We start from the raw sequence: 13,341 nt of genomic DNA, 5'->3' as shown, positions 1-13,341 counted from the left end.
ACATCACCCTGAAGTGAGTCCCGGCCAGCCCATCGTGTCTGGCCGCCGCTCCGCGTGCTCGCCTAGGACTGACCACTCTCGGGTTGGGGAATGCGAGACAGAGCGGGGACACCATGTTTCATTTTCAACGCGCGGCCATCGCCGCCGCACTCCTGGGTATGGCCGCACCGGCCTGGAGCCAGGAGACCGGCAGCGAGCCGTCGGCCAATTCCTTCGACCGGGCCTGGTTCGAGGCCTACGCCCCGGTCACGGCGCTCGACATGGTCCAGCGCATCCCCAGCTTCACGCTCGAAGAAGGCGCAGCGGTGCGCGGCCTCGGCGGGTCCTATGGCAATGTCCTGATCAATGGACAGTACCCGAGCACCAAGACCAACCGCCTGGCCGATATTTTGGGCCGGATCGCGGCAGATGATGTCGCACGTCTCGACGTCCTGCGCGCCTCGACCGACACCATCGATCTGCGCGGCCGAAGCCGGGTGGTCAATATCGTGCTTCGCGAGGGCGGCGCGGGCAGCACGAGTTATGACGCCCTGATCGAGCGGCGCAGCGACGGGCGGGCCTCACCGCAGATCAATCTCACCCATGCCCGGTTCAGCGGCGCGCGCAGTTTCTCGATCAATGGCGGTCTCCATTTCGACCACAATCCCTGGCGCGGGACTGAGCGCGTCCTGACCCCGGACGGTCAACTGATCGAGCGCCGCGATTTCACCGACAAGTGGAATTTCTTCGAAGGCGCGGCCACCGGCAATTTCGAACAGCGCCTCGACCGGATGCTGATCCGCGCCAGTCTGCATACGAGCTATTTCGAGTTCCGGCGTCCGGGCCACTGGCGGGTTCACCGGCCAGACGCCAATGGCACGCTCACCTTCCGCCACGGCGATTCCAGCTTCACCGAGCGCACCAACCGGATCGTCGAGTTCAACAGTGATCTCGAACGCGAGCATGGAGACAACCTGTCGAGCGAAGTGACCGTGCTGTGGCGCCAGCGCATTTTCGAGGACACCTCGACCACCACGCCGGGCGAGCCGGGCGTTCAGGCCAGCCTGTCGGACCTCAACCGGCAGGAGCGCGAACAGATCCTGCGCTATGCGGCGCACTGGTCCGGCTTCCGGAACCATGCCCTGCGCGCCGGAATCGAAGCCTCGCGCAATACGCGCGACCAGGCTTTTGCCCTGTGCCTTCAGACCCCCACGGGCTGCACACCGGTCAGCCTGCCCGGATCCAATGCCGAGGTCAGCGAGGATCGGGTCGACCTCTTCATTGCGGACAGCTGGTCAATCTCCGACCGGCTCAATGCCGAACTTCGCCTGGCGCGGGAAGGCTCGACCCTGACGGTCGCAGGACCGTCATCGCGCAGCCAGGACTTCGCCTTCATCAAGCCCTCCGCGCGCCTCACCTGGCAGGTCAATCCGCAGACCAGTTGGCGCCTGGGCCTGGAGCGCCAGGTCGGACAACTCAACTTCGCCGACTTCATCAGCGTGGTCGATATCAATATGGGATCGACCAATGGCGGCAATCCCGACCTCGCTCCGGAGCATTTCTGGCGGGTCGAGCTGGGCTATGAAACGGCCTGGCAGAACGGGGCCAGCCTGGCCGCCACTGCCAGTCATGACCGGATCACCGATGTCATCGACCGGGTGCCCGTCTTCGGTGGCCAGCTGGACGCGCCGGGCAATATCGGGGACGGCACACGTTGGCGCATCTCGGTGGATGCGACCCTGCCGCTCGACGCGGCCGGGCTGTCGCACGGGCGACTTGATCTGAGCGGATGGTACGAGACCTCACGGATCACCGACCCGCTCACAGGCATCGAGCGCGAAATTTCGGGCCAGCAACCCCACACCTATCGCATCGCCCTGCGACAGGACCTGCCCGAACGCGACCTGGCCTGGTCGCTCAGCGTAACGCGCAATGGTGATCCCGTGGAGTATCGCCTGAACGAGACCCGCGAGACCGAGAACATCACGGAGTGGTCCGGCTATATCGAAAGCCGTCATCTGCCCTTCGGGACATTGCGCCTGGGCATCGACCATGCTTTCGACCGGGCCCGTGACCGCCTGATCACGCGCGGGCGGCCCGATATCACCGAATATGAATATCGGCGCTCCCGCCAGGGCGGTCGGATTTATCTGCAATTGCGCGGAACATTCTGAGCCCGAGCGGTCCCGGCGCCGGGAGTCCGGCGCCGCCATTTCATACCTGACCGAAATTTCATGAAGGGATTCTGTCCGAGACGCGTGGAGCCATGTTCGCCTGCCCCGGCAGGCGAATAGCGCGACGCACTCGCAATCTCGACCCAGCCGCATAACGGCGCTGTGAGCAAGGTTACGGAAGGTTACATGGTGCCGCCCGGAGCCCCCCCGTAAAGCAACGTCACGGGGTGTTGGGCAGGCACAAAGCGTAGGGACATTATGCGAGGGATTTTGAAAAGCAGCGTTGCCGGTTTGGCTCTCGGCGCGCTCATGGGCACGCCGGCACTGGCCTGGCAGAGCGGCCCGTCCGCGACCAGCACGCCACAAGTGCGCACCCAATCGGGCGTCGCCACCTATCAACCGGGTTTCTTCACCGACTACGCGCCGGTCACGGCGCTGGACATGGTATCGCGGGTTCCGGGCTTCGGCCTGTCGAACGGCGATACCAGTCGGCGCGGACTGGGCGACAGTTTCGGCAATCTGCTGATCAATGGGCGCCGCCCATCGAACAAGTCACTCTCGCTGCAGACTGTGCTTCAACGCATTCCGGCCGATGACGTCGCCCATGTCGAGCTGATCCAGGAAGCGCTGCCGCAATACGACATGCGCGGCCATTCGCGCCTGGTGAATGTGGTGTTGCGCGAAGGGGCTGGCCGGTCCGGTTCCTGGGATGCGCGCGTGCAGATCTCCGACAGTGGACGGCTGGGTCCGCGCCTGATCGCCTCCTATACGACGCCGGTCGGCCCGACCGAGATGACATTTGGTCTTGATACCGGGATGAGCGGCAATCGTGTGGAGCGCCATACGGCAGACCATGACGCAAGTGATGTCGAGCTCCGGCGCGGGCATGACAATGACCAACGCCAGTATGAGGAGTTCGCGCCGAGCTGGTCGATGAACTGGGACATTGATGATGAATCTCGTCTGCGCGTTGATGCGCGCGCCAATATCTGGACCTGGCACCGCGTGCGCTTCGCCGAATTCCAGACTGTATCGGGCACGACCCTGACGCCGGCCTGGTTTGAACACAACGAGACGGAAAACCATGGCAGTCTCTATTCAGGCACGTTGTCATACCAGCGTGACCTGAGTGAACAATTGACGTCGGAAACCCTCCTCCTCGCCACCCGCGAGCGTTACGAGGATGGTCCGGAGGCCTATGAAACCTATGACCCGCTCAGTGGTTTCACCGGCGCCCAGATCGTCGACGCCTCGGGCGAAATCGAAGAAACCGCCTTCCGCCAGACCCTGTCATGGGACCCCGATGAACAGCATTCGCTTGAGGTCGGTGGCGAGCATGCCGTCAACGCGCGGGACACGGACTTTGCGATCGCGATCGATGACGGCACGACGGTGACAATGCTGGACCTGCCAGTCGCCTCGACCCGCGTCGAGGAAGCGCGCAGCGAACTCTTCGCCAACCATGTCTGGCAAATCAATGACCGGTTCAGTCTGGAAAGCGGGCTGCGCTACGAATTCTCCGAGATCACCCAGACCGGCGATGCGGAGCAGACGCGCTCCTTCACCTACCCGAAACCGAGCGTGACGCTGAATTACCGCTCCGACGACCGCAATCGCTTCCGCCTCAGCGGACGCCGGGATGTGGACCAGCTGGACTTCGGCAAATTCGCCTCTTCGGTGGATGTCCAGGACGGCAATTCCACTCTGGGCAATCCGGACTATGTGCCCCAGCGTACCTGGACACTGGAAGGCGAGTGGGAGCGACGCTTCGGTGATGAAGGCTCCTTCTCCTTGCAGATCGGCTATGACTGGGTCGAGGATCTGGATGGCTGGATATCGATCACGACGCCGACCGGCGTCTTCGATGCCCCCGGCAATATCGGCGATGGCACCAATCTGCGGGTCACCGGCAATATGACCACCCCGCTGGACTCCCTCGGCCTCAACAATGCCGTCCTCGATGTCTTCCTCGAATGGTACAATACCAATGTCGAAGACCCACTGACCGGCGAGGACCGGCACTGGTCGGGTTATCGCGAATGGGAGCTGCGACTGGATTTCCGCCAGACCTTCCCGCAAAGCCAGATGGCCTGGGGTTGGGATTATTTCTGGCTCTCGAATGGCGAAGTCTTCCGGGCGCGCGAGTACCAGGAACACGACAACACCGACGGCGATCTGGATATCTACGTCGAGACGACCCGCTTTTTTGGCGTGACCCTGCGCGCCCAGGTGGATGGCGTCTTCAATGATGGCGATGACCGTCGGCGTGTCTTCTATGACGGCTCCCGCGCCAATGGCATCATCGACTCGATCGACTATCAAAACTGGTCGATGGGCCGGACCTTCCAGATCAGTGCGCGCAGCACATTCTGATGACACGGCGCCGACAGCCTCGCTGTCGGCGCCGATCACATTGAAGAGAGCGCCGCATCAATCCGGTAGCGGCGCGAAACAGCTGCCGCTAATCTGAACCCTGTCCGGGCCAGCGAGTCCGGACCCGGAATTTATCCTGTGCCGGTGTGGGGGCTGCTGGCGCAAACGAGCTGCAGCGGTGATCCCATCGCAAGGCAGGCACAGGAGGCTATATGCGCGTACGCGATGCTGACACCAGGTCTCACCGGCTACCCCGGGCGCTGCTTGCCGGCACCGTCCTGGCCCTGTCCACGCTCGGCCTGAGCGCGGTCGCACAGGCCCAGACCACGGTCAACCTGGCCCGGGCGCCCAGTGGCCACCTGCTGATTCCCGTCTCGCTCAATGAAAGCGAGCCACAGACTTTCATTCTCGACACCGGCGCCAGCAATACGGCCATCGCCCAGCCTGTTGCCGAAGGCATCGGCTTCGTGTCGCAATGGGAGCGCTATGATCTCGTCCAGTCGCTCAATGCGCGCTTTGACGCCGAGCGCTATCCGATCGAGCGGCTCTACCTGCCCGGCCTTGATCCGGTCGCCGTCAACAGCGTGATTATTCCCGTGCCCTCGGAACACCCCCTGCCCGTCGCCGGCCTGCTCGGCGCCGATGCGATCAGCGCGGACCGCTATGAGATCAATGTCGACACGCTTCAGCTCATTCTCGAGACCGGCAATGCCCTCCATCCGGACGGTCAGATCGAACGCCGGGGCCTGTTGATCGGCGAAGCCCAGCTGCGCCGTCGCTCGTCGCCTATCCATGTCATCATCGATACCGGCAGTTCGCACACGCTGATCAATCGCCAGCTGCGCCGTCATCTTTTCGATGCCGGAGTCCAGTTCAACATCAATGTGGCGGTCACCGGGATTGAGGATGAAGAGCCTGAAGAGGCACGTCCCGTCCTCCTCCGCCAGCTTCAGATCGGGGGGCTTTGCGTCGACCAGTCGCCGGCCTTGCAATCCGACCTCGATGTCTTCGACGCGCTGGGCTGGGCGGATGAACCCGCCATGGTGATCGGCATGGACACATTGCGCCATGCCCGCATCCGCGTCGACCGGACCAGCGGCGTCTTCGAGATATCCGGCACCACCGAAGACACACAATGCAATGGCGACCGCGTCCAGATGCCCGGCCTCTGAATCCCGCCACTGCAGCGCAAAGAAAAAGGCCGCGGAACCCGGGTTCCGCGGCCTTTCTCATGCGTGTTTCGAGCGCGACTTACGGCGCGTCCGACGTCCGGTCCATGGACGGGCCGCCGCCTTCGGTCGCGGTCGGATGCGGAGTCATCTGGTCGTCAGCTCCGGCCATCAGCCATTTGATTGCGGGCGAGATCAGCAACATCAGCACCGCAATACCCATCGCGACCAGGCCGACATAGGAATAGACCTCGGCATAACCGGCCTTCGCACCGGCGACATCCGTGAGCTGCCCACCGAGGGTCTCGGCACCTGTCGAGGACGCAATCACCCCGGCAAGGAAGTTGGACAGGCCCGAATAGAGGAACCAGGCCCCCATCGTCATACCGACCACACGGGCCGGTGCCAGCTTGGTGACGGCTGACAGACCGACCGGCGAGAGCATCAGCTCACCCATGGTGTGGATCCAGTAGATTGCGAAGATGAAGATGACCGGTGTCAGCGCCGAGGCGCCCACCGAGTTGATCCCCAACACCAGGACGAAGAAGCCGAGTCCGGCCATGAAGACGCCGAGGGCGAACTTCACAGGCGTGGACGGGTTCAGCTTGCGCTTGGCCAGGGCGATCCAGAGCCAGGCCAGAAGCGGCGCGAAGATAACGATGAAGCCGGAATTCAGCCCCTGGAACACCGTGCCCGGAATATTGATGCCGAAAATGGTGGTATCAACAAGACGGAAGGTGAACAGGTTGAGCGAGGACCCGGCCTGCTCGAACAGGGCCCAGAACGGGATCTGTGCGAGCACGAAATAGATCGCCGCGAACATCTGCCGCCGCTCCAGCCCCTTCATCGTGAACAGGGCCATGCCCGAGAGGACCAGGAACATGATCACGCCGAGCGGGCCGAGAATGCCACCCATATATTGCGGGTTCATCACGGCCAGCATGGCGATCGCGATGATGGCCAAGCCTGACAGATAGCAGGCATACTCGACATTGATCGGACCGAAGATCTTCTGCTTGAGCTTCTCCGGGTTGGGCGGATCCGCGCGTCCCTCCAGCCAGGGCTGGAAGATCAGGAAGGTCGCCAGACCGGCCAGCATGCCGATACCGGCGAGGCCGAAGCCCCAGGCCCAGCCATAGACAATCCCGATCCAGGCAATGGTCGCGGACGACAGCAGCGAGCCCAGATTGATCCCCATGTAGAAAATGGTGAAACCGGAATCACGGCGCGTATCGCCGAGGCCGTAGAGCGAGCCGACAATGGTCGAGATATTGGCTTTCAGGAAGCCGACACCGGCGATGATCAGCGCCAGAGCGAGATAGAGGATATTGACGTAGAGTTCCTGCTGCTCGACGCGGGACATGCTTTCGTCATACGGGAACTCGGCCGGCAGGCCGACAGCGTCGGGCTGCTCGACCAGGATGCTCGCACCGCCTTCGGAGAAGGAAATCGGCGAGGATCCGGTGTCCGAGACCAGGATCTGATTGGCAGTCGCGCTGCGGCCATCCAGCTCGATCACATACTCGCTGCCTTCATAGGTCAGGATCTGCTGCGACCCGGACCCTTCAAAGGCCATGAGCCCGTGCCCCAGCACCAGCAGGATGGCGCCAAAGGTGACGGCTTTTCGCTGCCCCAGATAGCGGTCAGCCAGGGTGCCGCCGATAATCGTCATCACATAAACGAGCGCCGTGTAGGCCCCGTAGATGATGCCCGACTGTGCTTCCGAGAACAGGAAGTGTTGAGTCAGGTAGATGATGAGCAGGGCGCGCATCCCGTAATAGGAAAAGCGCTCCCACATTTCTGTCAGGAACAGGATGGCCAGCCCCTTCGGATGTCCGAAGAAGGAGGTGTCCTTGTTTTCTTGATTGGGTGCATTACCCGGCGTTGCGGTCGTGTCCGTCACGCGTCTCTCCCCAGTACCCGCCCCACGCGGGCTTTAAATAGGCGCGCAATTGACCACGCGCACGGGGAAGGCTCAAGCCTTCAGGGCGGCCTGATGCATGGGGGCGCTACACATTCAGGTGTGCAGCGTTCATCCGGGGACGGAGTTTCCGCCGCGCACTAGTAGGCGCATTCGGTGAAGACCGGCTCGATGGAACCACCCCATTCGCCGTTATAGCGCGCGATCAGGTCTTCAGCCCGGGTCACACCAGTACGGGCGATCTCGTCGAGATCATCCAGGAAAAGCGTCTCGCTCTCGCCGTGACCATTCAGCTTCGCGCGGGCACGCAGGCCGGACCGGGCAATGGCCAGGGCTTCGCGGGCAATGTCCTGCAGTGTGCCATTGCGGAAGGGCGTGTGCAGACCGGTTTTCGCCGCGCCGACACGCAGAGCATCACGCTCTTCGCTGGACCAGTCCTTGACCAGATCCCAGGCCGCATCCAGCGACGCGCCATCATAGAGCAGCCCGACCCAGAAGGCCGGCAGGGCACACAGCGTGTTCCACGGACCGCTATCGGCGCCGCGCATTTCCAGGAAGGTCTTCAGGCGCACTTCTGGGAAGACGGTGGAGAGATGGTCTTCCCAATCGCTGATCACCGGCTTTTCGCCGGGCAGGATGTCAAGCTTGCCATCGAGGAAGTCGCGGAAGGACTTGCCGGTGGCGTCCTTGTACTCGCCGTCACGCTTGACGAAATACATCGGCACATCGAGCGCCCAGTCGCGATATTGCTCATAGCCGAAGCCCTCATCGAAGACAAAGGGCAGCATGCCGGTGCGGTTATTGTCGGTGTCGGTCCAGACATGGGCCCGGTAGGACAGGAAGCCGTGCAGCCCGCCATCCTTGAACGGCGAATTGGCGAACAGCGCCGTGGCCAAAGGCTGCAGGGCCAGCGAGACGCGGAATTTCTTCGCCATGTCGGCTTCGGTCGAGAAGTCGAGATTGGTCTGCACGGTGCAGGAGCGGAACATCATTTGATGCCCCATCGTGCCGACCTTGGGCATATAGGCCTTCATCAGCCCGTAGCGGGCCTTCGGCATCATCGGCGTTTCTTCCAGCGACCATTTCGGCGAGAAGCCGAGACCCAGGAAGCCGGCACCGATCTCGTCAGCGACTTCGCGCACTTCCTTCAGATGCGCGTTCACCTCGGCACAGGTCTGGTGGATGGTTTCCAGCGGCGCACCGGACAATTCGAACTGCCCGCCGGGCTCCAGCGTGATCGAGGCGCCATCGCGCTTGAGGGCAATCAGCTCGCCGCCCTCACGCACGGGCTGCCAGCCAAAGCGTTCGAGGCCCGACAGCATCTTCTCGACGCTCGGCCCTTCAGCGCGGAAGGCCAGGGGCGTGTGATCGCCCAGAGCGAAGCCGAATTTTTCGTGCTCGGTGCCGATGCGGAAGGCCGCGTCCGGCTTTTCGCCAGCGGCGAAATAGGCCGTCAGCTGGTCCAGGCTTTCAATGGGTGCGCCTTCGCCGCCCGAATTATACGTGCCGCTCATATCAAGCGCCCCCGCCGTTCAAAATGTCCGCAACAGATATGGGGGCACTGCGCCCGGAACAAGAGCAAGGCGCTGAGATTCACAGCGTTGTGACGGCGCGGGCCCGTCCGCCGACCCGTTTCGAGAGCCCGATTGACATTACGAAAAAAATTGCGCAAATGATTGCTCAAAGGAGTTTTCCATGCCTCAACCCCGCTCTCCCCAATTTGGTGCTATTCTTTTTCGTGCCAGCGAACGCGTCGGCCAGCAAGGTCAGGACGCCTTTTCCGCACTCGGAATTCCGCTGGATGCGCGCAAGGTATCGATCGTACTGGCACTGCACCGCCACGGCCCCCTGTCCTCCTCGGAGCTCGCTGACAGGATCGGACACTCCCGTCAGCTGATAGAAGCGCGGCTCAAGCCGGTCGTGGCGGACGGATTTCTGGTCTCGCGGCGCGATCCGCGTGATTCCCGCAAGCGCATCTATGATTTTGCCCCCGCGGCCGCACCGATTGTCGATGAGATCGTTGGCGTCATGGCAGACTTCGAACGAGTCTATGAGGCGCTTTGGGAAGAACTCGGGATCGATCTTGAACAGGCATTGTTGAAATTCGAGGCCGCTCTCGCCGAACGCGCCCTTCTGGAACGGCTGACCGACCGCTTTCCGCACCACCGGCGGGAGGCGAGCGCATGAGCCGCCATTCCAACAGCCCCCGCAATCTCGCCGCCGGCGCCGCGTTCGTCCTGGCCCTGATCGTGCCAAACGCCTTCGCCTGCACACAGCTTGCCGACAGCCTCGATCGCGCCGACGCCTTCATGGAAAACACGTATGGTGGCACCAATGCGGGCGCGGCGATCATGGTGATGGATGGAGACACCACCTCGCTATCCGCCTACGGCATGGCCGATATCGAGTGGCAGCAGCCGAACACGACTGACACGTCCTTCCGGATCGGCTCCATCAGCAAGCCCCTGACGGCCCTGGCTGTCCTGCAATTGGCAGAGGAGGGTCGGCTCGACCTCGGTCAACCCGTAGGCCACTACCTGCCGGACCTGCCGGATCAGCTCGGCGCGCCCAGCGTCCGCGACCTGCTGAGCCACATGTCTGGCCTGCCTGACCATTTCGCCCTGCCCTCCATCCCCCAGATCATGCGCAACCCAATTGCGCCTGACGCCATTGTCGCACTGATGGCGGACGCCGAACTGCAGTTCGAGCCCGGTCAGCGATGGGCTTATTCGAACTTCAACTATGTCCTGCTGGCCCAGCTTGTCGCCGCGCGCGATCCGCAAGGGCGCCCCTATGAAACCGTGCTGAACGAGCGAATTTTCGATCCGGCGGGCATGGACGATGCGCACTACGACCGACAGGCCGCCATCATACCGCGTCGGGCAGCGGGCTATGACCATGACGGCGATACCACCGTCAACACAATCACCGCCGAGACCAGCCTCGCTCATGGTGCGGGTTCGCTGATGGCGTCGGCCGAGGACATGCTGGCCTTCACCCAGGCCCTGCGCGACAACCGCCTCGCGCGTCCGGACACGCTCGCGAGCGCCTGGCAAAGCCGCACGACGCCAGACAACGAGGAAACCGGCTATGGGCTTGGTTTCAATGTCGGAGAGTTTCTCGGCGAACGCGCCATCTGGCACACCGGTTCGATCAATGGCTTCCAATCAGTCTGGATGTATCTGCCGGACTCCGGGCGCGCCGTGGCCATCCTCTCGAACGGCTATTACCTACCCAATGTCACCACCTCGGCCTGCCGCATCCTGGCAGATCTCGCCGGTCAGCCGGTCCCGGACTTTGCCGAACAGGCGCTGGACGAGGCCTATTGGCGGCCCTTCGAGGGGCGCTACCGGCTGGAGGATGGCAGCCTCCTGCAACTGCATGTGCAAGACGGCATCCGCTACAATCTCGACAATGGCCGCTGGCGAGAACTGGCCTGGGCGGGGGGACGGCTGCTGTACTGGCCCGACAGCCTCGCCCATCTGCAATTCACCGCATCGCCCGAGGCTGACGGGAGCGTGTTGACGTATGTCGGTCCGTTATTGGACAGCCGGGTCGCCCAACGTGACGTCGGGGCTCTGGAAGGCATACAGGTCTCGACGCCGCTGAACCCGGAGGAAAGCCGCAGCCTGGTCGGGCGCTGGGAAATGGCATCAGGTGACATTTTCACCATCCGGGCGAAGGATGACGGGCTGACCCTGCAATTGCCCGGGCAGCCACCGGCGGCGATCCATCGCTCCGGGCCTCGCACCTACTTCCAGCGCAGCGCTCCGATCTCGCTGATTCTGTCGGAAACTGGCGATCGCGTGCGGATCAATCTCTACGGATCGGAATTCGATCTGGTCCGGGCGGATTGATCCCGCCTCAGCGCCAGTCCCCGCAGGCCGATTGCCAGATGGTCAGCGCCGCAATCGCCGCCGTCTCGGCGCGCAGGATTCGCGGGCCCAGCGTGACCGGAATGACGTGATCGAGGGCGCGGAGGCGCTCCCGTTCCGCCGGTGAGAAGCCGCCTTCCGGGCCGATCAGGATCGCGGCGGGCCGGGACGGGTCGAACGGGGTGAGCGCTGCCGCCATGGGGCGCCCCCGGCCCCGCGCTCCGCCCCAGGCTTCGCCCGCTTCATCGCCGCTTTCATCGCAGAAGATGATCACCCGGTCGGCCGGCCAGGCGTCCAGGACCCGGTCGAGCTTTTCGATGTCACGGATTTCAGGCAGGTCGAGGCGTTCAGTTTGCTCGGCAGCTTCCTTGGCGATGGCCTGAAAGCGCTCATACTTGATCCGGTCGGACTGGGTGCGCGCCGTAGTCACCGGGCAGATCGCGGCCACGCCGAGCTCGGTCGCCTTTTCGACGATGAGATCGGTTTTCTGGCGCTTGACCGGGGCGAAGAGCAGCCAGAGATCGGGCACGCCGAGCTGTGGCCGGGTCTGCGCGCCGACGGTCAGGGCCGCGGCCTTCTTCGAGGCGTGGCTGATCTGCGCCGACCATTCACCATCGCGGCCATTGAAAACGCGCACCGGGTCGCCCTCACCGCGGCGCATGACATTGAGCAGATAATGCGCATCCTCCCGCGACAGCGGCACGGCAGCACCTGCAGACAGGGGGGCATCGATGAAGAGGCGGGGATCGGTGGACATGCCTTTCGCTTTGGCCGCGCCGCCCCGCGACGTCAAGTCCCGCAGCCCGCGACGCACTCGCGCCTTGAATTGGCCGTCAGGCTTTGCCACACACCCTTGATGCAACTGAATTTCGATCGTCGGGTCGCCGACAGCCTGCCAACATCCTGGGTCGACCGAGCGCCGCTCGCCCTGCGCCCCTATCTGCGTCTGGCCCGCTATGACCGGCCCATCGGTTTCTGGCTGCTGGCCCTGCCCTGCTGGATGGGGCTGATGGCGGCGCGGATCGGGACCGGCCTGTCCGTGCACGATCTGTGGCTGGCCGTGCTGTTCGCCATCGGGGCGGTCGCCATGCGCGGGGCCGGCTGTACCTATAACGACATCATCGACCGCGAGCTCGATGCCCGCGTCGCGCGCACCGCCGACCGGCCGTTGGCGGCCGGAACAGTGACGGTCAAGGAGGCCTGGCTTTTCCTCACCGGACAAGCCCTGGTCGGCCTGGTCGTGCTGCTGCAATTGCCGCTATTCGCCATCGCGGTCGGCCTGGCCTCGCTACTGCTGGTCGCCGCCTACCCCTTCATGAAGCGCATCACCTGGTGGCCCCAGGCCTGGCTCGGCCTGACCTTCAATTGGGGCCTTCCGGTCGCCTATGTCGCCGCCACCGGCCGGATCGACGCCGTGTTGATCGCGCTCTATGCCGCCTGCGTCCTGTGGACGCTGGGCTATGACACGATCTACGCGCACCAGGACAGCGAGGATGACGCCCTGGTCGGGGTCAAGTCGACAGCCCGCCTGTTCGGTGAGAGCTCGCAATACTGGGTTGCCGGCTTTTACGGCGCGAATGCAATCCTGGTCGCCCTGGCGATCTGGTTGAGCCAGGCCTCGCCCTGGATCGTCATCCCCTTCACGCTCTACACCGCGCATCTGTTCAACCAGGTTCGCCGCCTCGATATCGACAATGGGGAGCGTTGCCTCACCCTGTTCAAATCGAACCGGGTCAGCGGCCTGCTGCTTGTCGCGACGCTGATGACCGGCGCCCTGATTTGACCCCGGCGCGCGGCGCTGGCTTGATAGGTCGGCACGCACGCCGCGCCGAGTGTCAGATCGCACTACC

General features: G+C 63.5%; 9 protein-coding genes. 6 read left to right on the top strand and 3 right to left on the bottom strand.

Features of this window, described 5'->3' with window-relative positions:
* Positions 1–113 precede the first annotated feature (113 nt).
* From Q0X62_RS07435 to Q0X62_RS07425, 3 genes are all read left to right on the top strand, one after another.
* The gene (locus tag Q0X62_RS07435) at positions 114–2,153 is read left to right on the top strand and encodes a TonB-dependent siderophore receptor (protein WP_297733474.1); all 2,040 of its coding nucleotides are present in this window, start codon (positions 114–116) and stop codon (positions 2,151–2,153) included.
* 270 nt (positions 2,154–2,423) lie between these two features.
* Complete coding sequence (locus tag Q0X62_RS07430; RefSeq protein WP_297733472.1) at positions 2,424–4,526, top strand: TonB-dependent siderophore receptor; 2,103 nt, start codon at positions 2,424–2,426, stop codon at positions 4,524–4,526.
* A 212-nt stretch (positions 4,527–4,738) separates the two neighbouring features.
* Positions 4,739–5,698 carry an aspartyl protease family protein gene (locus tag Q0X62_RS07425; RefSeq protein ID WP_297733469.1) on the top strand — a complete coding sequence of 320 codons (960 nt, stop codon included), beginning with the start codon at positions 4,739–4,741 and terminating at the stop codon, positions 5,696–5,698.
* Positions 5,699–5,777: 79 nt separating this feature from the next.
* On the opposite strand, the gene Q0X62_RS07420 is transcribed toward Q0X62_RS07425, so the two are convergent.
* A complete protein-coding gene (locus tag Q0X62_RS07420; protein WP_366946123.1) occupies positions 5,778–7,493 on the bottom strand; it encodes a peptide MFS transporter in 1,716 nt (571 codons plus the stop codon).
* 263 nt (positions 7,494–7,756) lie between these two features.
* Positions 7,757–9,130: a glutamate--cysteine ligase gene (locus Q0X62_RS07415; protein WP_297733463.1), complete on the bottom strand. Its 1,374-nt coding sequence runs from the start codon at positions 9,128–9,130 to the stop codon at positions 7,757–7,759.
* A gap of 181 nt (positions 9,131–9,311) precedes the next feature.
* Between Q0X62_RS07415 and Q0X62_RS07410 the strand changes: the two genes are divergently transcribed.
* Positions 9,312–9,803 (top strand): MarR family winged helix-turn-helix transcriptional regulator, encoded by a 492-nt coding sequence (locus tag Q0X62_RS07410; protein WP_297733460.1) that lies wholly within the window; start codon positions 9,312–9,314, stop codon positions 9,801–9,803.
* On the top strand, positions 9,800–11,473 hold the full coding sequence (locus Q0X62_RS07405; RefSeq protein WP_297733457.1) for a serine hydrolase: 1,674 nt from the start codon (positions 9,800–9,802) through the stop codon (positions 11,471–11,473). Before Q0X62_RS07410 ends, Q0X62_RS07405 begins: the two co-directional genes overlap by 4 nt.
* Before the next feature lie 7 nt (positions 11,474–11,480).
* On the opposite strand, the gene Q0X62_RS07400 is transcribed toward Q0X62_RS07405, so the two are convergent.
* Positions 11,481–12,248 (bottom strand): 16S rRNA (uracil(1498)-N(3))-methyltransferase, encoded by a 768-nt coding sequence (locus Q0X62_RS07400; RefSeq protein WP_297733454.1) that lies wholly within the window; start codon positions 12,246–12,248, stop codon positions 11,481–11,483.
* Positions 12,249–12,347: 99 nt separating this feature from the next.
* Here Q0X62_RS07400 and ubiA point away from each other — a divergent pair, with 99 nt between their 5' ends.
* Positions 12,348–13,274, top strand: a complete 927-nt coding sequence (gene ubiA, locus Q0X62_RS07395; RefSeq protein ID WP_297733452.1) for a 4-hydroxybenzoate octaprenyltransferase — start codon at positions 12,348–12,350, stop codon at positions 13,272–13,274.
* Positions 13,275–13,341 lie beyond the last annotated feature (67 nt).

This window comes from uncultured Maricaulis sp. (genome assembly GCF_947259345.1).
GTDB lineage: Bacteria > Pseudomonadota > Alphaproteobacteria > Caulobacterales > Maricaulaceae > Maricaulis.
This window is presented reverse-complemented; position numbering and strand designations above follow the sequence as displayed.